The organism is Streptomyces sp. NPDC047981, assembly GCF_040653315.1.
Lineage (GTDB): Bacteria > Actinomycetota > Actinomycetes > Streptomycetales > Streptomycetaceae > Streptomyces.
This window is the reverse complement of the sequence record NZ_JBEZNQ010000009.1, coordinates 40071-62542: the sequence shown is the minus strand read 5'-3', so window position 1 is coordinate 62542 and position 22472 is coordinate 40071. Positions and strand designations below refer to the sequence as shown.

The following is a 22472-nucleotide window of genomic DNA, read 5'->3' as shown; positions in this document are numbered from 1 at the left end:
AGGCGGTGCGCAGGCGCTGTCGGTGGCGAAAAATACCCTGTACGGCGGACGCTACGCGCGTAGCTTTTGGAAAATCGTTCAACTGCCCGCGGGCAGACGTGTGAAGGGGGCCCGGAGTGTCGGCCGAAGCCGTTCTCCGGGCCCCTTTCCGACGGTTGTCAGAGGGTCGTGTTGACCTTGATCTGGCCGTCGATGATCTTCTTCTTGGCCTCGTCCAGCTGGGCCTGGATGTCGGCGAGGTGGCCACCGGTGGTGGTCAGGGAGACGCCGTTCTCGGCGAGCGAGTAGACGTGCGTGCCGGTCGCCGGCTTGCCGTCCTGGACGGACTTGATGAGCTCGAAGACGCCCGTGTCGACGTTCTTGACCATGGAGGTCATGATCGAGCCGGCGTACTTGGACAGGGCCGGGTCCTTGGCCTGGTCCGAGTCGACGCCGATCGCCCAGGTGCCCGGCTTGGCGGCGACGGCCTCGATGGCGCCGGCACCCGAGCCGCCCGCGGCGGCGTAGATGACGTCGATGCCCTTGTCGAGCATGCCCTTGGCAGCGGCCTTGCCCTTGTCCGGGGCGCCGAAGCCGGAGAAGTCCGTACCGGTGGACAGGTACTGGATGGTGACCGAGGCGCCCGGCTTGGTGTCCTTGACGCCCTGCTGGAAGCCGGCGGCGAACTTCTTGATCAGCGGGGTGTCGACACCACCGATGAAGCCGATCTTGCCGTCCTTGGACTTCAGCGCGGCGGCGACACCGGCGAGGTAGGAGCCCTGCTCCTCGGTGAAGACGATCGAGTCGACGTTCTTCGCCTCGGAGACCGAGTCGACCAGGCCGAAGGTGGTCTTCGGGAACTTCGCGGCCACCTTGTCGATGGCGTCCTTGTAGGCGAAGCCGACACCGATGACCGGGTTGAAGCCGCCCTCGGCGAGGGAGGTGAGGCGCTGCTCGCGGTCGGCCGGGGTCTCACCGGTCTTGGCGGTGAGCTCCTTGGTCTCGACACCGAGGTCGGCCTTGGCCTTGTCGAGACCGCGGGCGGCGGAGTCGTTGAAGGAGTTGTCACCACGGCCGCCGACGTCGTACGCCATGCCGACCTTGATGGTGCCCGAGTCGGAGCTGGACTCGGTGGACGACTCACCACAAGCGGTGGCGGTGAGAGCGAGGGCCGCGGTCACTGCGGACGCGGAAACGATCTTGGATACCCGGCGCAAGAGGAGGGTCCCTTCGAGACTGACCGAAAGCGCCTCTTCCGGCGCTGGTTTCGCGTGGATCGTAACGCGCGTAGATGTCAGTTAAAGACCCGTTCATGAGTCGTTATCGGATCGTCGCGAACCGGCCAGGGAGACTGTTAACAAGGGCCACCTGGGGCGACCACCTCGGCACCGCCGGTTATACACGCCCTGGACGGCGTCCAGTCCCGGACCGGGCCCCGACACGCGGGCCGTTGGGCCGAACGGATGAACGCCGTTTCGGCCGTCCGGGCCCGCGTCGTCGGTTCGTACGTCAGCGCTTCGGCGCCGCGTCGATCAGGGCGGCGGCGGTGAACAGCTCGACGCCGACCTCGATCGCCTCCTCGTCCACGTCGAAGTCGCCCGCGTGCAGATCCCGGCGTGTCGTGTCGCCGGGGGCGCGGACGCCGAGCCGGGCCATCGCGCCCGGGACGTGCTCCAGGTACCAGGAGAAGTCCTCGCCGCCGAGGCTCTGCTCGGTGTCCTCGATCGCGTACACACCGCGCCGGGCGGTCATGGCGTCACGGAGCAGCTCCGTGATGACCGGGTCGTTGACGACCGGGGGGACACCGCGCACGTAGTTGATGGTCGACTTGGCGCGGTGGAGCGTGGCGATCTCGTCGATCGCGGCGTGCACCAGGTCCGGCGCCTCGCGCCAGCCGGGCAGGTCCAGGCAGCGGACGGTGCCGGAGAGCTCGGCGTGCTGCGGGATCACGTTGCAGGCGTGGCCGGCCTCGATCCGGCCCCAGGTGACCGCGAGGCCGGAGCGGGCGTCGACGCGGCGGGCGAGCAGCGCGGGGACGTCGGTGGCGATCCGGGCGGCGGCGGTGACCAGGTCGGTGGTGAGGTGCGGGCGGGCCGTGTGACCGCCGGGGCCGTCGAGGGTGACCTCCAGGCGGTCGCAGGCGGAGGTGATGGGGCCGGGGCGCAGCCCGATGCGGCCCGCGTCCACCTTCGGGTCGCAGTGCACCGCGATGATCCGCCCGACGCCGTCCAGGACCCCGGACTCGATGGCGTCGGCGGCGCCGCCGGGCAGCACCTCCTCGGCGGGCTGGAAGATCAGCCGGACGGCGTTGGGGAGCAGCCCCTGCCGGTCGAGCTCGGCGAGGACAAGGCCGGCGCCGAGGACGGTGGTGGTGTGGACGTCGTGTCCACATGCGTGGGCCCGGTTGGGCACGGTGGAGCGGTACGCGACCGTCTTGACGTCCGGGATGGGCAGCGCGTCGATGTCGGCGCGGATCGCCAGCATGGGCCGGGCCCTGTCCCAGGTGCCGATGTCACAGACCAGTCCCGTGCCCGTGGCGAGGACCCTCGGCGCGAGTCCGGCGGCCTCCAGGCGCGCCTTCAGCGCCGCGGTCGTACGGAACTCCTGGTTGCCCAGCTCGGGGTGCATGTGCAAGTCGCGGCGGAAGGCGATCAGTTCGCCGCGCAGCGAGGGGGACAGCGTTCCGGGCAGGACGACGGAGCCGGGCTCACGGGACTTCAACTGGTTCACCTTTTGAAGGGTAGGCCCCTTCAGAGATCAACTGCCCGTTGATCACGAAAAGTTCAGCCCGATAGGGGAAAGAATCTCGGTTCGGCAGGCTTGACTGCCATCCCTTCTGGGTAAGCTCACCCGAATTCGAGCCGTTGTGAGGGCTGGGCCGCCTGGGTCGCCTGGGCGGTGAGCCGGTCCACCTCGTGCGCGGCCGTGCCGGTGACCCCGGCGAGGAAGCCCTGGGCCCGCGGGGAGGCGTTCTCCTTGAGCCACTCGGGCGCGATCTCGCAGACGGCGACCTTGACGCCGGTGCCGACCAGGGCGAGCGGCAGGGTGTGCACGACGGTCGAGGGAAAACTCACGACGGACCGGCCGATCGGGCCGCGCCGGGCGATCAGCTCCAGCGGCAGGTCGGGCCGGACGATCTCCAGACCGGTCTCCACCGCGATCCGGTGCAGCTTCTCGGCGGACTCCCTGCGGTGCGCGAAGTAGCGGGTCGCGCCGTGGGTGCGGGCCAGCTCGGCGACGGCGAGGGCGTACTGATCGGCGTCGACCACACCCGTCTCGACCAGCGAGGTGCCGACCAGGTCGGCGCCCTTGGTGATGCGGGGCGGGCCGAAGCGGGACCGGGTCCAGGCGAAGGTGTTCCTGGTGACGGTCGTGCCGGGCGGCGGCTCGACCGGCAGCGAGGTGAAGATCTCGACGGTACGGCGCCTGTTGGGGGCCAGCTTGCGGCGGGCGGCCGCGGTGACCGGGGCGAGGACGAGTTCGCGCGGCCCCCGGCTGCTGCCGCGCCGGTGCCAGCGCACGAGGCGCTCGCCACGGGCCAGTTGGGCGGCGTACTCCATGGTGGCGGTGCCGTCGTCGACGACGGTGAGGTGCCTGGGCGCGAAGAGCGTGAGGAGCAGCTGGACGTAGCGGGAGAACGGGTCCCCGACGATGATCCGCTCCGCGGACCGCAGCAGGGGCGCCAGCTCCCGCAGGGTCTGCACGAGCGAGCCGCATCCGCCGCGGGCCTCCTGCCAGCGGACGGTGAACCCGTCGTCGCGGGCCAGCTGCGCCATCCGGCGCAGCTGGCCGCGCGACATCGGGTCGGTCGGCGAAAGCACGACGAGCGTGAAGTCGGCCGATGCGGGCACGACGGACGCGGAAAGGGCGCCGTCCGCGTCGGGGCCGTGGAGGCCCTCGGGGCCGTGGAGGCCCTCGGGGCCGTGGGGGCTGGCGGGGCCGTGGAGGCTGGCGGGAGTGGGGCCCTGCGCGGCGGCGGCCGGATCACCGGCGACCGGCGCGGCGGCGGGCGGCGTGGTGGAGCCCGCGGGCTCCGCGCCGTGGCCCGGGTGCGCGGCCTGCTCGGTGGCGCGGGCGGTGCGCGCGCCGTCCGTGGGCACGGCGGAGCCCGTGGCCGGTCCGCCGTCGGCCCGGCCGTCGGCGGACGGCTCGGTCGCGTGTATCGCGGCGCCCCGGCCGTCGGGGGCGGTCGTGCCCCCGACGGCGAGGGACTGGGCGTGCGCCCACTCCAGGACGTTCAGGAGCTGGACAGGGCTCTCGACGAACGCCAGCCGGCCGGTCATGCGGCGACAGACCCCTGGACCCGGCGGAGCTTCTTCATCGGGCCGAGCTCCGACTCGTAGACCTTCTTGACGCCGTCACCGAGCGCGGTCTCGATCGTGCGGATGTCGCGGACCAGGCGCTGCAGGCCCTGCGGCTCGACGGACGCGGCCTGGTCGGAGCCCCACATGGCGCGGTCGAGGGTGATGTGACGCTCGACGAAGGTGGCGCCGAGGGCGACGGCGGCCAGCGTGGTCTGCAGGCCCGTCTCGTGGCCGGAGTAGCCGATCGGGACGTTCGGGTACTCCTCCCGCAGCGTGTTGATCACGCGGAGGTTGAGCTCCTCGGCCTTGGCCGGGTAGGTGGACGTGGCGTGGCAGAGCAGGATGTTGTCCGAGCCGAGGACCTCGACCGCGTGGCGGATCTGCTTCGGCGTCGACATGCCCGTGGACAGGATGACCGTGCGGCCGGTCTCGCGCAGGGCGCGCAGCAGCTCGTCGTCCGTGAGGGAGGCGGAGGCGACCTTGTGGGCCGGGACGTCGAACTTCTCCAGGAAGGTGACGGCCTCGGTGTCCCACGGGGAGGCGAACCAGTCGATGCCGCGCTTCTTGCAGTGCTCGTCGATGGCGCGGTACTCGTCCTCGCCGAACTCCACGCGGTGGCGGTAGTCGATGTAGGTCATCCGGCCCCAGGGGGTGTCGCGCTCGATGTCCCACTGGTCGCGCGGGGTGCAGATCTCCGGGGTGCGCTTCTGGAACTTCACGGCGTCGCAGCCGGCCTCGGCGGCCACGTCGATGAGCGCGAGGGCGTTGTCCAGCTCACCGTTGTGGTTGATGCCGATCTCACCGGTCACGTAGACGGGGTGGCCGGGGCCCGCGGTCTTGCTGCCGAAGGTACGGAGGCGAGAGGTCATGGTTCTGGTGTTCCTTAGCGGTTGGGGGAGAGGAGCTCGGGTCCGAGAAGCCAGGCCGCGATCTCGCGAACGGCTCCGGAGCCACCGGGGGTGAGGGTCACCGCACGGGCGGCGGCCCGTACGGAGTCGTGCGCGCTCGCCACCGCGACGGGCCAGCCGACGAGGTGGAAGCACGGGAGGTCGTTGACGTCGTTGCCGGCGTAGAGGACGCGCTGCGGGTCGATGCCCTGTTCCTCGCACCACTGCTTGAGGGCGAGGTCCTTGCGGTCGATGCCGTGCAGGACGGGGATCTTGAGCTTGCGGGCGCGGGCGGCGACGACCGCGTTCTGCTCGGTGGAGAGGATCAGGACCGGCACGCCGGCCCGGCGCAGGGCCGCGATGCCGAGGCCGTCGCCGCGGTGCGCGGAGACGAACTCGTGTCCCTCGGAGTCGAGATGGACGCGGTCGTCGGTCTGCGTGCCGTCGAAGTCGAGGACCACGGCGTCGATGTCCTCGAAGCCGGGGACGACCGGGGTGTCGAGCAGCGGCGCGAGGGCGCGGGCGCGGGCCAGGTCGTGCGGGTCGTCGATCTCCAGGACCCGCAGGGGGTCGGTGACGACGATCTCGGTGCGGCCGAAGAAGCGGTGGTTGTGGGTACGGAAGCCCTCGGCGGCCATCGCGTAGACGGCGCCGGTCTCCAGGTACTCGGGCTCGCGGTCCTGCCGACGCGGCCGGAAGGACTTGTCGTGGTTGACGCCGGTGCCGCCCTGGGGGGTCTCCCGCCACAGGAAGCCGTGGCTGGGAGCGGCCGTGAAGGCCGTGTCGGCGCCCTCGGTGATCCGCTCGACGGTGCCGTTGACCTCCTCCGCCGTGATGAAGGGGCTCGTGCACTGGACGAGGAGGACCACGTCCACGCGACGGCCGCTGGTGGCCTCGAAGGCGTCCATGGCGTGCAGGACGGCCGACTCGCTGGTCGCGGTGTCGCCCGCGATCGCGGCGGGGCGGTGGACCGCCTCGGCGCCGGCCGCACGGGCGGCGGAGGCGATCGCCGCGTCGTCGGTGGAGACGACGACATCGGTGACCAGGCGGGCGTCGAGGCAGGCCCGGACGGCGCGGGAGACCAGCGGCACGCCCGCGACGGGGGTGAGGTTCTTGGCGGGGACGCCCTTGGAACCGCCCCGCGCCGGGATGACGGCAAGCACGGTCGTGGTCATCAGAGTTCTCCAAGACGGCGGATGACGGGCGCCACGCGCTGGACGCCGTGGCGGTACGCGCCGCGCGCGGCCTCCCGGACGATCCGGCGCAGCCCGCTGTCGCGGGTCGGCGTCGCGGTGACGTCCAGGCGGTGGCGGGCGAGGATCCCGGGCAGGTAGCCGGGGGCCGTCTCCGCTGTGTAGTAGGGGTCGATCGGGGGCAGGGCGGGTCCCGCGAGCAGCTCGGCGACCCGCTCACGGGCGGTGTCGAAGGCCTTCTCGTACGAGCCTTCGGCGGCCACGCCCTGCCGGGAGAGCCACTCCTCGTCGGGCTTCGGGCGGATGTCCGCGTCGAGCCGGTCGAAGGAGGTCAGCAGCCCCGAGCCGATGAAGTGGTGGTTGCCGAGGACCTCGCGCACGCCCATGTCGGTGAGGATCGCCGTGGGGATCCGCCGGTGCAGCGCTTCGAGAGCGGCGGTCGAGGAGACCGTGACCAGGAGGTCGGTGCGGTCCAGGACCTCGCCCATGTGCCCGTACACGAGACGGAAGTTGGGCGGGACGTCCAGGTCGCGCACCAGCTTCTGGTACGGCAGTTCCTCCAGGTGCGTGGTGTGCTCGCCCGGCTTGGAGCGGAGCTTGAGCAGCACCTCGCGGCCCGGGTTCTTCCGCGCGTGCTCGACCAGCCTGCGGAGCAGGTACGCGCGGTCGGCGCGGGTGACCGGCACGGAGGGCTGTGCGGCGAAGACGAGGGTGTCCCGGCCGGCCTCGGGGGCGTAGGGCGCGCCGCCGAGGAACGGCAGCGCGGCCTCCGTCACCGAGGAGGCGTCGGCGCCCACTCCTTCGTACACGGCGCGGAAACGCTCCGCGTCGTGGCGTGAGTTGGCGAGGACGACGTCGGCGCCGTGGCGCAGCAGGAGGCCGTCGGCGAGCTTCTCGTAGACGACGCCGACATAGCCGGTGACGATCACCGGTCGGCGTTCCAGGCCCAGGTCGGCGATCCCCTGGAGGACCGCGCGGACCGTGCCGCCGACGAGGGCGAGAACGACGACGTCGTACGCCCCGTCCCGTACCTCACGAAGGAACTCCGCGCCCGTCACCTCGCGCGGGGGCGTGTCGGACACCCCGGTCTCGGCGAGCTGGCGCGCGGTGGGGGTGGCCCGGCCGCGCAGGACGAATCCGGTGGGCTCGGAAGCGGTTATACGGCGCGCGGTGAGCGCGCCCCATTTCCACCGGGTGTCGGAGTCGGCGAGTACGGCAATGCGTACTCGTTCAGGGGTACTTGCTGGCACGTCGAGGACGCTAGATAGGTATTTCGTTCGGTGGCCCAACTGAGCCACAACAAACGGTGAACAGAGCCTCTCCGCACGTTGAAAACGGACAGGATCGGGGGTGGTTAATCCGCCCGCCTCTTCGTGTTCACCGAACATCCCTCCGGCGGCCAGAACGAAGGCCGGACCGGCGCCTAGCGTCGGCCGGGTGGTCAAGCTCTCCGTCGTCGTGCCGTTCTACAACGTGCAGACATACGCCCCCGACACCCTGACAAGCCTGCGCGCGAACGCCCGCGAGGACTTCGAATTCCTGCTGGTCGACGACTGCTCGACGGACGGGACGCCGGAGATCCTCGCCAGGGCGGCGCGCGAGATCCCGGGGGCCGTCCTGCTCCGGCACGAGGAGAACCAGGGTCTTGCCACCGCGCGCAACACCGGTCTGGACTCCGCCCGGGGCGAGTACCTCGCCTTCCTCGACGGCGACGACTGGCTGGCCCCGGGCCACCTGGCCCGCCTGGTGGCGGCGATGGACGGGCTCGGCTGCGACTTCCTCCGCACCGACCACGTGGTGAACACGGGCCGGGTGCGGTCGGTGAAGCGCGCTCCCATCGGGCTGCGGAACGAGGTGCTGCGCCCCCGGGACGCGATCCTGCCGGCCCACCGGACGACCTCGGTCGACTACCCGTACGCCTGGGCGGGGATGTACCACCGGCGGCTGCTCGACCGCGGCCTGCTCCACTTCACCCCCGGTCTGCGGACCGCGGAGGACCGGCCGTGGATCTGGAAGCTGCACCGGGAGGCGGAGTCCTTCGCGGCGGTGAGCACGCTCGGGATCTTCTACCGCCGCGGCGTCGCCACTTCCCTCACGCAGATCGGCGATATTCGCCAGCTCGATTTCATCCGGGCCTTCGATCAGGTGATCGAGGAAACGGCGAACGACGTGGACGCGGACCGGCTTCTCCCGAAAGCCGTCCGAACGTATTGCGCACTCATTTCGCACCACGTCTCCTCCATTGAACGATTCGAACCGGCGGTGGCGAAGAAATTGCGCTCGATGAGTGCGGCGGCGCTGAAGCGCATGCCCCAGGACGTTCTCGGCGAGGCGCTGGCCTCGATGGACGAGGAGCGGGCGGGCGTGCTGCGCAAGCTGCGCCGGCGCCGCGCGGGCTCCCTCGCCCGGACCACGGGCTCGGGGGTCGCCGCGTGAGGACCACGCAGATCTTCTACGCCTCCACCCTGTACGGGGCCGCGACGCTGGCCGCCGCCCTGGACAGCGGCTGCTTCGGCCCGGCCGACCGGCGGCTGCTGCTCGTCGGCAACAACGCGGCGGTACCGGAGACCACGCCCGCCCTCGACGAGATGCCCGGCTTCGAGAAGCTGCGCGGTCGCTTCGACTCCGTGCTGTCCTGGAACGAGGCGATCGAACCGCTCCACCCGGCGGGCTGGTCGCCGCGGAACGACGACGTGCCGCTGCTCGAACGCCACTTGCGGAAGATCTGGGACCTCGGCGACGACCGGATCGAGATCGCCCTGGAGTCCGTGCAGGTGGCGCCCGCGCTCACGATCGCGCGGCTGTTCCCCGAGGCCGTCCTCGACGTGTACGCCGACGGCCTGATGAGCTACGGCCCCACCCGCAACAAGATCGACCCGCTGGTCGGCGAGCGGGTCCGCCGGCTGCTCCACCTCGACCTGGTGCCGGGCCTCGCGCCGCTGCTCCTCGGCGAGTTCGGCCCCGAGGCCGAGGTGGTGCCCGCGGAGGCGTTCACCAAGGTGATCGCGGAGCTCGCGGGCCCGTCCGCCGCCGCGGGCGACGAGGACGGCCCGGCGCTGCTGCTCGGCCAGTACCTGGCGGCGCTCTCGCTGCTCACCCCGGCCGAGGAGGAGGAGCTGCACGTACGGATGGTCAAGGGCGCGGTCGCGCGCGGCCACCGGCGGCTCGTCTTCAAGCCGCACCCCACGGCGCCGGACGCCTGGACCACGCGGCTCGCCCAGGAGGCGGAGGCGCTCGGCGCCGAACTGACCGTCCTGGACCGGCCGGTGCTCGCCGAGGTCGTGTACCGGGAACAGCGCCCCGCCCTGGTGGTGGGCTGCTTCTCGACGGCGCTGATGACGGCGCGCGCCTTCTACGGGATCCCGATCGCCCGGGTCGGCACCGGGATGCTCCTGGAGCGGCTGACCCCGTACCAGAACAGCAACCGCGTCCCGGCGACCCTCGTCGACGCGCTCGTCGAGGACCTGGAGGCGGACGCCGAGCGGACCCCGCCGCCCGCGCCGGACGCGGAGGCCCTCGCGGGTCTGGTGGCGGCGGTCGGCTTCGCGATGCAGCCGAAGATCCGCCCCGACCTGCGGGACGCGGCGGTCGCCCACCTCTCCGGCCCGCTCGCGGAGCGGACCCGGCACTACTTCACGCGCCGCCGCCTCACCGTCCTGGGCCTCCCGGGCGGCATCCCGGTCCCCCGCCACCCGCGGGTCCGCCGGCTGGCCCGCCGCGCCCTGAAGCTGAAGCGGGCGCTGGCGAGGTAGGGCGCCGGCAGGGCCCACGGACACGGCGCGAGGCCCGCCCGGACACTCCCGGGCGGGCCTCGTCGCGCACGGCGCCCGAGGGCGCCCGCACCGCGCCCGTGGGCGCTACGCGCGCGTGACCGGCTCCTGCAGTTCGGTCACCCACTGCGCGGGGTCCTCCGCGTACTCCAGGTACAGCTCGCGGGAGTAGCCCAGCGAGCGGTAGCCGTTCGCGTCGATCCAGGTGGCCAGGGTCTGGACGGTCGGCAGGATGTCGTCCATCGAGCCGCGGTGCACGACCGTCGCCGCCTCGTCCAGGCCGGGCAGGTCGACGACGTCGACGCCGGCCACCGCCGCCGTGCCCGCCGGGAGCGTCATACCCGCGTGGACGAGGATCGAGCCGTCGCCTCGGCCGGTGTCCTCGTAGTACGCGATCCCCGGGCCGAACCCGGTGACGCCCGCGGCCTCCAGGCGCGCGCACAGCTCCCCGTACAGCGGCTGGATGACCGGGCCGATCTCGCCGGGGCCGAAGCCGGCGGCCACCTCGCTCAGCTCGGCCAGCCGCACCGGCGGAACCCTCTTGATCACGACGTCCTGCGTGGGCATGTGCCCCTCGCTCTCGATGGCTCGGAGCCGCGCGCCGACCTGGGCGAGCCGGCCCGCCGCCTCCGCGAGGGCCGTCTCCAACTCGGCCTGGCGCAGGCGCAGCATGCCGCGCAGCTCCTCGGCGCCGACCTGCTCGTCGAGGATCGTCCCCACCTGTTCGAGGGTGAAGCCGAGCTCCTTGAGCGCGATGACACGGTTGAGCCGGGCGAGCTGGTCCGCCTCGTAGTGGCGGTAGCCGCTGTGCGGGTCGACATGGGCCGGGCGCAGCAGTCCGATGGCGTCGTAGTGGCGCAGCATCCGGACCGACACCCGCCCGTGCCGGGCGAAGTCTCCGATGGTGAACATGACGCCTCCTACGACACGGCCTCACACGGTGTCAGGGTCAAGCGGCGCTGCTGAGGGAGAGCTTCGCGGCGAAGCCGAGGAAGAGGGCGCCCGCGGCGGTGGTGGCGCCGGCCGAGAGCCGCCTGCGGCGGCGGAACGCGGCGGCGAGCCGGGTGCCGCCGAATATGAGCATCGTGAGGTAGAGGAAGCTGCTGATCTGGAGCAGCGTGCCGAGCACGAGGAAGGACAGCGCCGGGTAGGCGTACCCGGGGTCCACGAACTGCACGAAGAACGAGATCAGGAAGAGGATGGCCTTCGGGTTGAAGAGGCTGATGATCAGCGCCCGGCGGTACGGGTTCTCCCCCGCGTCGGCCGGGACGCCCGCGCTCTCGTCGTCGGGCTCGTTCCGGCCGCGCCACATCGACCAGGCCGAGCGCATCATCCCGTACGCCATCCACGCCAGATAGCCCGCGCCCGCGTACTTCACGATCATGAAGAGCAGCGGGGTGGTCTGGAGCAGCGAGGCGGCGCCGAGCGCGGCCAGCGTCATCAGCACCGCGTCGCCGGTGAACACGCCGGCGGCGGCCTTGTACCCGGTCCGGGTGCCCTTGCGGGCGGCGACGGACAGCACGTACAGCGAGTTCGGCCCCGGCAGCAGGATGATGAGGACGAGGCCCACGAGATAGGTCGGAAGATCGGTGACACCCAGCATGAACGGGAGTCTCGCACGGGGGTACGACCACGCGCTCCCCCGTTTCGCATCGCGGAAGATCGTCCGGAAGTCCGGGGTCGGTCGGGGTCAGAAGGTGTCGCTCGGGACGTACGTCCCCCAGACCTCCCGCAGCGCGTCGCAGACCTCGCCGACCGTCGCCCGCGCCCTGAGCGCCTCCTTCATCGGGTACAGGACGTTCTCCGTGCCCCGTGCCGCCCGCCGCAGCCCGTCGAGGGCCGCCGTGACGGCCGCCCCGTCGCGCTCGGCGCGCAGCCGTGCGAGCCGCTCCGCCTGCTGGGCCTCGATCGCCGGGTCGACGCGCAGCGGCTCGTACGGCTCCTCGACGTCGATCGTGTAGCGGTTGACGCCGACGACGACCCGCTCGCCGCTGTCGGTCTGCTGCGCGATCCGGTAGGCGGAGCGCTCGATCTCGCCCTTCTGGAAGCCGCGTTCGATGGCCTCGACCGCGCCGCCCAGCTCCTCGACCTTCCGCATCAGCTCCAGCGCGGCGGCCTCCACGTCGTCCGTCATGCTCTCCACCACGTACGAGCCGGCGAACGGGTCGACGGTGGCGGTGACGTCCGTCTCGTACGCCAGCACCTGCTGCGTCCGCAGCGCGAGCCGGGCGGACTTGTCCGTCGGCAGGGCGATGGCCTCGTCGAAGGAGTTGGTGTGCAGCGACTGCGTCCCGCCGAGGACGGCGGCAAGGCCCTGGACGGCCACCCGGACGAGATTGACCTCGGGCTGCTGCGCGGTGAGCTGCACCCCGGCGGTCTGGGTGTGGAAGCGGAGCATCAGCGACTTGGGGTTCCGCGCCCCGAACTCCTCCCGCATCACCCGCGCCCAGATCCTGCGGGCCGCCCGGAACTTGGCGACCTCCTCCAGGATCGTCGTCCGGGCCACGAAGAAGAACGAGAGCCGGGGCGCGAAGTCGTCCACGTCCATCCCCGCGGCGACGGCGGTACGGACGTACTCGACGCCGTCGGCGAGGGTGAACGCGATCTCCTGCGCGGGCGAGGCGCCGGCCTCGGCCATGTGGTAGCCGGAGATCGAGATGGTGTTCCACTTCGGGATCTCGGCGCCGCAGTACTTGAAGATGTCCGCGATCAGCCGCAGCGAGGGCTTGGGCGGGAAGATGTACGTGCCGCGGGCGATGTACTCCTTGAGCACGTCGTTCTGGATCGTCCCGGTCAGCCGGTCGGCCGGGACGCCCCGCTCCTCGCCCACCAGCTGGTAGAGGAGCAGGAGGAGCGCTGCGGGCGCGTTGATGGTCATCGACGTGGAGACCCGGTCCAGCGCGATCCCGTCGAGCAGCACCCGCATGTCGTCGATCGAGTCGATGGCGACGCCGACCTTGCCGACCTCGCCGTGCGCGATCGGGGCGTCGGAGTCGTACCCCATCTGGGTCGGCAGGTCGAAGGCGACGGACAGCCCCGTCGTGCCGTTCGCGATCAGCTGCCGGTAGCGGGCGTTGGACTCGACGGCGGTGCCGAAACCGGCGTACTGCCGCATCGTCCAGGGCCTGCCGGTGTACATGCTCGGGTACACGCCGCGCGTGAACGGGTACGCGCCCGGTTCGCCCAGTCTCTCCGCGGGCTCCCACCCGGCCAGCGCCTCCGGTCCGTAGACCGGCTCGATGGGAAGTCCCGACTCCGTCTCGCGCGCCATGCGTAGCGCCTCTCGTTGAGATCTCGCTTGTGTCACAGCATGGTCCGGGCTGCCGCCCGGTGCGCAACCAAGGGCGCGCGGGAAGCATCCAAGAGGTACACAAGCTGATTCCCGGGGGGCTACAGATGCGCCGTTCTTCCGTCATACGCAGAGCAGTCGTGGGCAGGGCACTCATGGCCACGGTCGCCGTGGCCGTCGCCACGGGCTGTACGGCCCAGGCGGCCGGCGGCGGCTCGGGCGCCTCGCCCTCGAACGGCGGCAGGCCGTCGAGCTCCGCCTCCGCCCCGGCGACGGAGCAGCCGTCGACGCCCCCCAGCGCCACACCGTCCACGGACGACAAGCCGACGTCCGCGACGCCCAGCCCCTCCACGACCTCCCCGCAGCCGGTCGGCAAGGTCCTGATGAAGGACGGGGACGAGAACGAGCAGGTGCGCGAGCTGCAGGCGCGGCTGCGCCAGATCGGTTACTTCGACCGGGCACCGACCGGCTTCTACGGCTCGATCACGGGCAGCGCCGTCAAGGCCTTCCAGAAGAAGCGGGAGCTGCCGCAGACCGGCTCGGTGGACGAGGTCACCTGGCAGCGGCTGACGGGGATGACCCGCAAGCCGACCGCGGCCGAGCTGAAGCCGTCCACGTCCAACACCCTGGACACGCCCGACCCGCGCTGCATGACCGGCCGGGTGCTGTGCATCAGCAAGGAGACCCGCACGCTCGCCTGGATGATCGACGGCAAGGTCGTCTCGTCGATGGACGTCCGCTTCGGTTCCGAGAACACCCCGACCCGCGAGGGCATCTTCAAGGTCGACCGCAAGGTCCGCAACGACTGGTCGAAGCTGTACCACACGCCGATGCCGTACTCGATGTACTTCAGCCGCGGCCAGGCCGTGCACTACTCGGCGGACTTCGCGGCCCGGGGCTACAACGGTGGCTCGCACGGCTGCGTCAACGTCCGGGACCGGGGGAAGCTCTCCGCGCTCTTCGACCAGGTGAAGGTCGGCGACAAGGTCGTCGTGCACTGGTAGTCCTGCGCCGGTGTCGTGCGCCGGGAGGAGAAGGGGCGCGGGTGGGACCGGGGGAACGTGTCCCACCCGCGCCGGTGCGCGGAGCCGAAGGTACGGGGGGAACCCCGGCTCACGCGCGGCCGATGACCAGTCGGCTCACTCTGTACTGCGCCGACCGGCCGAAAAGTGTCACACCGTGTTCATCGAGGGGACCCCGAGCAGGTCCCCGAGGCGCGTGGGGGCGGGCGCGGAGGCCCGAGTCCCGGCGATGAACCGGGCGGGCGTCGCGGACAGCGCGGCGGTGCGCTCCACGGTCCGGCTGTCGCTCCACCCGCCGTCGTCGCCCTTGCCGTCGCCCCAGGAGCCTCCGTCCCCCGAGCCGTCGGAGCGGGAGGGTTCTTCGGCCAGGACGCGGTCGCAGAAGCGGCGCAGGGTCTCGCCGGTGCGTGCCGACTGCGCCAGCCGGCGCTTGGCGCTCTCGTCGATGCGGCCGGCGCGCAGATCCTGGCAGGCCTTGACGATCTTGGCGCCCGAGCTGTCGCCGTCCTTGTCGGCCGGGCTGGTGCTCTTCCCCGGTTCCGGAGTGCCGTCGCCCGTGCCGCCGTGACCGCCCGAACCGTCGGGCCCGCCCGTGCCGCCGCCGGAGGCGGTCGTGGCCGAGGGCGCGGGGGTGGGGGGCGAGGAGGGGGACGCGCCGGGCGAGCCGTGCTCGCCGTCATGGGGCGCGGACGGCGTGACCGTGTCGACGCGCGGTCCCGGCGTCTGCGAGGAGTCCGGGGAGTGCGAGGAGAGCGGCCCCGCGGTGTCGGCGGCGGAGACGGAGCCGGCCGGAGTCGGGCCGTCCGCGGTGAACGGCAGCATGCCGGAGCCCGAGGCGACGGCGACCCCGCCGACCGCCACCGCGGCGACGGCGGCCGCGAGTCCGTACCGCAGCGAGCGGCCCCACCGGCGGGCGTTCTGCGCCCGGGTGATCCGTACCGTGTCGAGTTCGGCGACGGCCCGCGGGCGGTGCGAGGCATGGGCGGCGGACCGTACGGTCGTGCCCCGCTCGGCGGCGGCCGCCCGGAAGGCGGCGAGGGCGGCGGCCTCACCCGGGAGTTCGACGTCCACCGCGTGGGCGAGGGGTGCCGGACGGATCTCGGCGAGGGCCCGAGCCAGGCGGTCGGCCTCGGCGCGGGTGTGATCGTCGACGGGATCGACCGGTTCGCCGCGCAGCAGACTCTCCGCGGCTTCCTGGTCGAGCCATCGGTCCTGCTCGTCGGCCATCACATGTCCTTCTGCGTCCGCGCGCGCGATTGCGTCACACCACCGGGGGCCTGGACCCCCGGCCTGCGACCGCGCTGCGGCGGTACGCCCCCGAGGGGCGCGGCGCCGCCGTCGCCCTCGGACCCGAGCAGTTCGGCGAGCCGCTTCAGGCCGCGGTGGGCCGCGGTCCGTACGGCGCCGGGGCGCTTGCCGAGGGTGTCGGCGGCGCTCTTGGCGTCCAGGCCGACGACGACCCGGAGGACCACGGCCTCGGCCTGGTCCTGCGGAAGTTGGGCGATCAGGTGCATGGTGTCGCCGGTGGCGAGTGCTTCCAGTGCCTCGTCCGCGGTGTCGGACTCGGCGGGTTTGTCGGTGAGTTCGGTCTCGTCGCCGCCGGTCGCGGGGCGTCTGCCGCGCATCCGGATGTGGTCGAGCGCGCGGTTGCGGGCGATCCTGGCGGCCCAGCCGCGGAACCGGTCCGCGTCGCCGCTGAAGCGGTCGAGGTCGCGGGCTATCTGGAGCCAGGACTCGGAGGCGACGTCCTCCGCGTCGGCGTCCCCGACGAGCGAGCGCAGGTAGCCCAGCAGCCGTGGGTGCACGGCGCGGTACACAGTACGGAAGGCGTCCTCGTTCCCGTCCTGCGCAGCGAGCACCGCGGCCGTCAGCTCCGCGTCCTCCCCCAGCACTCCCCACCCTTGTTCGTCATCACGGCTGGTCACCACCGCCGTACCGGTCGGCACCCAGCAGACGCTACGTGCTTCTCGGCCACAGCGTCCACGTACGTCCCCTCTTTGTGCAACCTGCAACCAACTTGGGACATGGGCGGTGGTGTGACAGAAAACGCTTGTATGGCGCTGAACGGAGTACGGGGCCGTGCTGCGGCTCCGCGGACGACGACCGGGGCCTCTCCTGTGGGGGGTGGCGGCCCCGGTCGTCCTCCTTTTCCGCCCAGCTCAGGGCCCCTCTTCGACCCTTGCCGCAGACCGCGGCCGCCTTTCCGTGCCCCCGCACGCCCCGCCGACTGTCAACTGATGGTTGACAGCGCTGGACTGTCAACCTAGGGTTGCACTCATGACGAACCCCGTGGGCATGACCATCCCCGTCCGGCTCGACGACCTCATCGCGGCGATCAAGAAGAGCGACGCCGACGCGCTCGGCCAGCTGTCGAGCGCGGTGATCGCGGCGGACCACCTCGGCGACGTGGCCGATCATCTGATCGGGCACTTCGTCGACCAGGCCCGGCGCTCCGGCGCCTCCTGGACCGACATCGGCAAGAGCATGGGCGTCACCCGTCAGGCGGCCCAGAAGCGCTTCGTCCCCAAGGACCCCGACACCGAGAAGATGGACCCGAACGCCGGGTTCAGCCGCTTCACCCCGCGGGCCAGGAACGTCGTCGTGGCCTCCCAGAACGAGGCCTCGGCCGCCCGGAACGCCGAGATCGCCCCCGGGCACGTGGCCCTCGGCCTGCTCGCCGAACCCGAGGGGCTCGCGGTGCTCTGGATGGCCTCGCAGGGCGTGACGCCCGAGGCGCTGCGCGCGGCGGTCGCCCCGACTCTGCCGCCGGCGGCCGAGGAGGTGCCCGCGCTCATCCCGTACGACGCGGCGGCGAAGAAGGTGCTCGAGCTGACCTTCCGCGAGGCGCTCCGGCTCGGCCACAACTACGTCGGCACCGAGCACGTCCTGCTCGCGCTGCTCGAGTTCGAGGACGGCGAGGGGGTCCTGACGGGCCTCGGCCTCGACAAGGCGCGGGCGGAGGCGGACATCGCGGCCACCATCGACCAGCTCGCGGTGAAGCCGGCGGAGTAGCGGCACGGGCGGAGCAGCGGCACGGGGGGCGGGGCGGGTGCCATGGGTACCCGCCCCGTTCGTGTCAGGCCGTACGGGCCCGGCGGGAGACGACGGCGCGGAGCACCCGGCCGCCCTCCGTGGAGAGTTCGCGGGCCCTGCGCAGACCGGTCGGCCCGTGCGCGACCGACTCCAGAACCGCCTGCTGCCGGCGCAGCTCGCCCGCGAGGAGCGGACCGGCCCCGGTCGAGTCGCCGGTGCGGCACCGCTCGATCAGCTCGTCCGTGACCTCGGCGGCCTCGTACCGTCCGTGCAGGGCGAGCGCGCTGACGGAACATCCGGCGGCCCAGACCCGCAGCACGTCCTCGGCCCACTCGGCGGGGGCCGTGCCCAGCATCTCGCGCACGAGCCCGGCGGCCGCGCCCTGCGCACCGGTGCCGTCCAGGTCCACCCGCGCCTTGGCGACCGCCTCGCCCCACGCCTCGCCGTCGCCCCGGGCCACCGCAGCCCAGACGGGCCGCAGCACGTCCCCTCCCTCGGGGGCGAGCAGCGGCAGACAGCGGTCCAGACAGGCGAGCCCGGCAGCCGCCAGACTGCGCTCGTCGGCCCGGTCGATCAGTTCCAGCAGGCTCATCGAGGCCTCCCGTCGCGGTCGCGGCACTGCCTCTTACTGCGCCACCTGGCGTGATTTCGTCACTACGCGGCCGGAATCATGCCAGTGGCCTTGCTGTGCTGCATAGAGGTCAGACGACGGACGAACAGGATCGCGAGGACGGCGGCGACGATGTCCAGGACGGCCGCTCCCATGAGGAGGCCGGCCCCCGCCGTGAACTCCTCGACCGTGTCCGCGTCGTCGTAGACCGCGGTCGCGAAGAAGCTCGCGGCATCCGTCACGATCCAGCAGACCCACCACAGGTTCAGCACGGTGAACGACTCCCCGGCGACCTTCTGGTCGCCGTACGGGTCCCGGCGGCTGGCCCGCCACGTGCCCGCCGCGACACTCCGCGGCCACCAGAGGTTGGCGATCGGGACGAACCAGGCACCGATGGCCCAGCCGGGACCGCCCCGGTGCACATCGGGCGCGAAGACCCCGGCGTTCTTGCGGACCCGGTAGAACCAGACGAGGAAGACGACGACGAGCGCCAGCTGGATCAGCGCCTGGAGCACCGACACGACGTCGACGCCCATGTGCGCGAAGCCCGCGGGCTCGGGGTGGTCCTCCAGGCTGCCGGTCATCAGAAGCCGCACGTCGAGGGCCGAGACGAAGAGAGCGGCATCGGCGACGGCGAGCGTCGCGAGCAGCGTCACGACGGCGTACGAAAGGCCGACGGGATTGCGGAGCATGGTCGAGCGAACCCCCACAGGTGATCGACGCCCCTCCCCGAGGCGCCGCCACGGCCGCGCGGCCGTGGCGGAGTGACCGTACGCGAGCGGAACGGACCCGTCCACGGGGAAACCGCCGTACACCGGTGAGCGCCACCGCTCAGCCGCGCACCTTCACCGCGAGTGCCTGGAACTCGGCCCAACTCGCCGTCGGCGTCCGGGCGTCCCACAGTTTCTGGGCCGTCGCCGTCAGCGGCATCCGGATCCCGTCCGCCACCTGCGCCTGCGTCTGCGCCCTGGACAGGTCGCACCAGACCGCGAACCGGCCGCCCAGGATCTGGGAGTCGTACCGCGCCGGAACGGGGGTCGTGCCGCGCAGGACCCGCGGGGTCCACTGCTCGTAGATCCGGCGGCCCGTGGGGTACGTGAACTGGTTCGGCTCGCCGAGGACGTAGTAGAGGAACTCGTCGTTCAGGTTGACGACCGGGCGGCCCTCCTGGAGGTACTCGATCGGCGGCCGGGCCCCGATCTCCTTGCCGGTCCAGTACTCGACCTCGATGCGCTTGTCGGCGCTGACGACACCGCCCCGGAAGAACCCGTCGTTCCAGGCCTTCGCGACCTTGTCGGTGGAGCGCACCACCGCCGCGCGGTCGTTGAGCCAGCCCTCCGCCAGGTCCTGGACACCTGCCTGCGGGCCGTACTTCGCGCGGGCGGCCGTGGCCAGCTGCGGGTAGGAGGCCGCCGGGTCGCGGACGGTCAGCGCCTGGTACTCGTCGGCGCCGACGTGGAACCAGCCGCCCGGGAAGAGGGCCGCGTACTCGCGCAGCAGCTCGTCCACGAGCTTCGCCGACGCGGGCTTGGAGATGTCGATGGCGCCCTGGCGCGGCACGCCCTGGACGTTGAGCAGCCGCAGCTCCGGGTAGGCGCGCAGCACGGCGCCGAGGTGTCCGGGCGAGTCGATCTCGGGCACGACGGTGATGTGCAGGGTCTGCGCGAGGGCGAGGATCCGGCGCACCTCGGCCTTGGTGAGGTGCTGGGCCGAGACGATCTCGGGGTGGGTGTCCGACGCGATGCGGAAGCCCTGGTCGTCGGAGAAGTGCAGGCCGAACTGGTTGAGCTTGAGGTCGGCCATCTCGCGCAGCCGCGCCTCGATCCACGCCGCCGTGAAGAACTTCCGCGCGATGTCCAGGTTCAGCCCGCGCTGCGGCTTGGCGGGCGCGTCGGTGACCGTGCCCTCCGGCATGGCGCCCGAGCCCTTCACCGACTGCTTGAGCGTGCGGGTCCCGTAGAAGACGCCCGCCTGGTCGGGGCCGGTGATCCGGACCCGGTCGTCGCGGGTGGTGAGCGTGTACGACTCGGGGGCGCCCGCGCCGCCGAGGGCCAGCTCGACGTCGCCCGCCCGGGCCGGCACGGCGCCCCGGTACGCGATCTTGAGCTCCCCCGCGAGCAGCTGGCCCTCGTCGGCGAGGCCCTCGCTGCCCGCCGCGACCACGACCCCGGCCTGGGGCGTGGGGCGCCAGCCCGGTCCGCGCGCCGCTTCGTGGGAGCGGACGGCGGGGACGGTGAGCGGGGCGGTGGAGAGGGGGTACGTCCGGGTGGGCGTCGGGCTCGGCGGCGGTGTGCTCGTCGGCGCGCTCGTGGCGGGGGACGGCGTTCCGGCGCCGGAGGTGGGTCCTGCCGGGCCGTCGGAGGCACCGCTGGAGCAGGCGGTCACGGTGGCCAGGGCCAGCGCGGCCGCGAGGAGGGTGGGGCCCGCGTGGGGCCTTCGTATGGCGTAGCGCATCACTCGGAATCCTCCCTCAGCGGGCGGGGCGGGGCCATTCGGGGCGCCGAGACCTCCACATCGGGCGACCGAACGTCACGCACACGTTCCGAAACTCTCCCTTCCGGGTGAAATTCGCGCATCCTTCGGACAGTTCTCGCTCCTCATCGATAACGTTGAGTCACACCCACCCCATCTTTCCCGGAGTCCACGCTGACCAGCGACACCCGCGCCCCTTCCCGGAACCGGAACCTGGGCTCCGCCGCCACCCCCACCACCGCCCCCGCGATACCCGCCCAGCACGGCGACCCCCTGGCGCGTTTCAACGCGCTCCCGGTCGAGGGCGCGCGGGAGCTCCTCCTCACCTGCTGCCACAGCCCCCGCTGGGCCGAACGGGTGACCGCGCACCGTCCGTACCCGACGCTCGACGCGCTGCTCGCCGCCGCCGACGAGGCCGGGTACGACCTGTCCGCCGCCGACCGCGACGAGGCGCTCTCCGCCGAGTCCTCGGCCACGCCCCACCCCGACGCCCCGCCCGCCGCGCACACCGCGCTGCGGGCCGCCCACGCGGCGTACGAGAGCCGCTTCGGGCACGCCTTCGTGATCAGCCTCGACGGCGTACGCCCCGGTGAGCGCCTCGACCAGGTCCTCGCGGGCATCCGCTCCCGGCTCGCCAACGAGCCGGACGAGGAGCGGGTGATCGCCGCCGACGAGCTGCGCCGGCTGACCCGCGCCCGGCTGGCCCACCGTCTCGGCGCGGCCGCGGCCCGGGTGCCGGCGTCCGCGCAAGCATCCGCACACGCGTCCGTGCAGTCGTCCGTACGGACATCCGTACAGACATCCGCACAGACGCACCCGACACCCGTCCGGGCGTCCGGAATGCGGTGATTCGGGGCGAGGTGATAGGCCGTCCGTAGTCCTTCCGTGCCTCTTTGATCACACCTATGGACCCCGCGCGAGCGAACCGACAAGTCGTCGCTACGATGACCAGGGCCGGTGGACCGTACCCGGCCGGGTCAGACCGACACTGAAGCCGGCCGACCCTGATCCCCGCTCCCGGAGGGTTTTTCCGTGCCGGCTGGAACGCTGTACCGCGGCCGGGAAGGAATGTGGTCCTGGGTGGCTCATCGAGTCACCGGCGTCCTCATCTTCTTCTTCCTGTTCGTACACGTGCTGGACACCGCTCTCGTCCGCGTCTCCCCCGAGGCCTACGACGAAGTGGTCGCCACGTACAAGACGCCGATCGTCGCACTCCTCGAGTACGGCCTGGTCGCCGCCATCCTCTTCCACGCGCTGAACGGCCTGCGGGTCATCGCCGTGGACTTCTGGTCCAAGGGCCCGCGCTACCAGAAGCAGATGCTCTGGACCGTCGTGGGCATCTGGGTCGTGCTGATGGCGGGTTCGATCTACCCCGTCCTCGGCCACGCCGCACGTGAACTGTTCGGGAGCTGACGCCAGACATGTCTGCTGACACCACTTCCGCGATCGGTCCCGTCGAGGGCGCGGCCCACTACGACGTGGACAACCCGGCCCCGTACATCGAGGCCCCCCGCAAGCGCACCGGCAAGACGCCCCGGGCGACCCGAGGCAACTTCGAGATGGCCGCGTGGCTCTTCATGCGCCTCTCGGGCATCGTCCTCGTCGTCCTGGTCCTCGGCCACCTGCTGATCCAGCTCTTCCTCGACGGCGGCGTCTCCAAGATCGGCTTCGCCTTCGTGGCCGGCCGCTGGGCCTCGCCGTTCTGGCAGGTCTGGGACCTCCTGATGCTCTGGCTCGCCATGCTGCACGGCGCCAACGGCCTCCGCACGGTCATCAACGACTACGCGGAGCGGGCCAACACGCGCCTGTGGCTCAAGGGCCTGCTGTACACCGCCACGGTGTTCACCATCCTTCTGGGCACGCTGGTGATCTTCACCTTCGACCCGAACATCCGCTAGGCACGGGGCTGAGGT

20 protein-coding genes and 1 pseudogene are annotated in these 22472 nt (G+C 72.0%); 7 read left to right on the top strand and 14 right to left on the bottom strand.

Annotation, left to right across the window (positions count from 1 at the left end; translation table 11 throughout):
- Window positions 1–158: 158 nt before the first annotated feature.
- The 6 genes from AB0E14_RS08055 to AB0E14_RS08030 form a co-directional block, all read right to left on the bottom strand.
- Window positions 159–1196, bottom strand: coding sequence for a BMP family ABC transporter substrate-binding protein (locus tag AB0E14_RS08055; RefSeq protein ID WP_362413688.1), 1038 nt, complete (start codon window positions 1194–1196; stop codon window positions 159–161).
- Window positions 1197–1488: 292 nt separating this feature from the next.
- Window positions 1489–2709, bottom strand: a complete 1221-nt coding sequence (locus AB0E14_RS08050; RefSeq protein ID WP_362413686.1) for an amidohydrolase — start codon at window positions 2707–2709, stop codon at window positions 1489–1491.
- A gap of 116 nt (window positions 2710–2825) precedes the next feature.
- Window positions 2826–4262 carry a hypothetical protein gene (locus AB0E14_RS08045; protein WP_362413684.1) on the bottom strand — a complete coding sequence of 479 codons (1437 nt, stop codon included), beginning with the start codon at window positions 4260–4262 and terminating at the stop codon, window positions 2826–2828.
- A complete protein-coding gene (locus AB0E14_RS08040; protein WP_362413682.1) occupies window positions 4259–5152 on the bottom strand; it encodes an N-acetylneuraminate synthase family protein in 894 nt (297 codons plus the stop codon). The genes AB0E14_RS08045 and AB0E14_RS08040 overlap by 4 nt, the downstream gene beginning before the upstream one ends.
- A 14-nt stretch (window positions 5153–5166) precedes the next feature.
- The gene (locus AB0E14_RS08035; RefSeq protein WP_362413680.1) at window positions 5167–6345 is read right to left on the bottom strand and encodes an acylneuraminate cytidylyltransferase; all 1179 of its coding nucleotides are present in this window, start codon (window positions 6343–6345) and stop codon (window positions 5167–5169) included.
- Window positions 6345–7613 carry a DUF6716 putative glycosyltransferase gene (locus tag AB0E14_RS08030; RefSeq protein WP_362413678.1) on the bottom strand — a complete coding sequence of 423 codons (1269 nt, stop codon included), beginning with the start codon at window positions 7611–7613 and terminating at the stop codon, window positions 6345–6347. Before AB0E14_RS08030 ends, AB0E14_RS08035 begins: the two co-directional genes overlap by 1 nt.
- A gap of 187 nt (window positions 7614–7800) precedes the next feature.
- Here AB0E14_RS08030 and AB0E14_RS08025 point away from each other — a divergent pair, with 187 nt between their 5' ends.
- Window positions 7801–8799: a glycosyltransferase family 2 protein gene (locus tag AB0E14_RS08025; RefSeq protein WP_362413676.1), complete on the top strand. Its 999-nt coding sequence runs from the start codon at window positions 7801–7803 to the stop codon at window positions 8797–8799.
- The gene (locus tag AB0E14_RS08020) at window positions 8796–10115 is read left to right on the top strand and encodes an alpha-2,8-polysialyltransferase family protein (RefSeq protein WP_362413674.1); all 1320 of its coding nucleotides are present in this window, start codon (window positions 8796–8798) and stop codon (window positions 10113–10115) included. The genes AB0E14_RS08025 and AB0E14_RS08020 overlap by 4 nt, the downstream gene beginning before the upstream one ends.
- A gap of 105 nt (window positions 10116–10220) precedes the next feature.
- Here the strand turns inward: AB0E14_RS08020 and AB0E14_RS08015 are convergent, their stop codons facing one another.
- The 3 genes from AB0E14_RS08015 to AB0E14_RS08005 form a co-directional block, all read right to left on the bottom strand.
- A complete protein-coding gene (locus tag AB0E14_RS08015) occupies window positions 10221–11045 on the bottom strand; it encodes a MerR family transcriptional regulator (protein ID WP_362413672.1) in 825 nt (274 codons plus the stop codon).
- 37 nt (window positions 11046–11082) lie between these two features.
- Entirely contained in the window at window positions 11083–11736 is a 654-nt protein-coding gene (gene leuE / locus AB0E14_RS08010) for a leucine efflux protein LeuE (protein WP_362413670.1), read from the bottom strand.
- Between the two features lie 87 nt (window positions 11737–11823).
- Entirely contained in the window at window positions 11824–13404 is a 1581-nt protein-coding gene (locus AB0E14_RS08005) for a methylmalonyl-CoA mutase family protein (RefSeq protein ID WP_362413668.1), read from the bottom strand.
- 158 nt (window positions 13405–13562) lie between these two features.
- On the opposite strand from AB0E14_RS08005, the gene AB0E14_RS08000 reads away from it, so the two are divergent.
- The gene (locus AB0E14_RS08000) at window positions 13563–14426 is read left to right on the top strand and encodes a L,D-transpeptidase family protein (RefSeq protein ID WP_362413666.1); all 864 of its coding nucleotides are present in this window, start codon (window positions 13563–13565) and stop codon (window positions 14424–14426) included.
- A gap of 168 nt (window positions 14427–14594) precedes the next feature.
- On the opposite strand, the gene AB0E14_RS07995 is transcribed toward AB0E14_RS08000, so the two are convergent.
- The gene (locus tag AB0E14_RS07995; RefSeq protein ID WP_362413664.1) at window positions 14595–15671 is read right to left on the bottom strand and encodes a hypothetical protein; all 1077 of its coding nucleotides are present in this window, start codon (window positions 15669–15671) and stop codon (window positions 14595–14597) included.
- Entirely contained in the window at window positions 15671–16336 is a 666-nt protein-coding gene (locus AB0E14_RS07990; RefSeq protein ID WP_362413868.1) for an RNA polymerase sigma factor, read from the bottom strand. The genes AB0E14_RS07995 and AB0E14_RS07990 overlap by 1 nt, the downstream gene beginning before the upstream one ends.
- Window positions 16337–16721: 385 nt before the next feature.
- On the opposite strand from AB0E14_RS07990, the gene AB0E14_RS07985 reads away from it, so the two are divergent.
- Window positions 16722–17456: a Clp protease N-terminal domain-containing protein gene (locus AB0E14_RS07985; RefSeq protein WP_362413662.1), complete on the top strand. Its 735-nt coding sequence runs from the start codon at window positions 16722–16724 to the stop codon at window positions 17454–17456.
- A gap of 64 nt (window positions 17457–17520) precedes the next feature.
- Here the strand turns inward: AB0E14_RS07985 and AB0E14_RS07980 are convergent, their stop codons facing one another.
- The 3 genes from AB0E14_RS07980 to AB0E14_RS07970 form a co-directional block, all read right to left on the bottom strand.
- Window positions 17521–18069, bottom strand: a complete 549-nt coding sequence (locus tag AB0E14_RS07980) for a hypothetical protein (RefSeq protein WP_362413660.1) — start codon at window positions 18067–18069, stop codon at window positions 17521–17523.
- 62 nt (window positions 18070–18131) lie between these two features.
- Window positions 18132–18779 carry a DUF4328 domain-containing protein gene (locus AB0E14_RS07975; RefSeq protein ID WP_362413658.1) on the bottom strand — a complete coding sequence of 216 codons (648 nt, stop codon included), beginning with the start codon at window positions 18777–18779 and terminating at the stop codon, window positions 18132–18134.
- A gap of 139 nt (window positions 18780–18918) precedes the next feature.
- Window positions 18919–20541, bottom strand: coding sequence for a glycoside hydrolase family 20 protein (locus tag AB0E14_RS07970; RefSeq protein WP_362413656.1), 1623 nt, complete (start codon window positions 20539–20541; stop codon window positions 18919–18921).
- A gap of 291 nt (window positions 20542–20832) precedes the next feature.
- Between AB0E14_RS07970 and AB0E14_RS07965 the strand changes: the two are divergent.
- The 3 genes and pseudogenes from AB0E14_RS07965 to AB0E14_RS07955 form a co-directional block, all read left to right on the top strand.
- A pseudogene (locus AB0E14_RS07965) lies at window positions 20833–21273 on the top strand (2-oxo-4-hydroxy-4-carboxy-5-ureidoimidazoline decarboxylase); the annotation flags it as partial.
- 318 nt (window positions 21274–21591) lie between these two features.
- Window positions 21592–21972, top strand: a complete 381-nt coding sequence (gene sdhC, locus AB0E14_RS07960; RefSeq protein WP_189948009.1) for a succinate dehydrogenase, cytochrome b556 subunit — start codon at window positions 21592–21594, stop codon at window positions 21970–21972.
- An 8-nt stretch (window positions 21973–21980) separates the two neighbouring features.
- Window positions 21981–22457 carry a succinate dehydrogenase hydrophobic membrane anchor subunit gene (locus tag AB0E14_RS07955; RefSeq protein WP_329116889.1) on the top strand — a complete coding sequence of 159 codons (477 nt, stop codon included), beginning with the start codon at window positions 21981–21983 and terminating at the stop codon, window positions 22455–22457.
- Window positions 22458–22472: the final 15 nt, after the last annotated feature.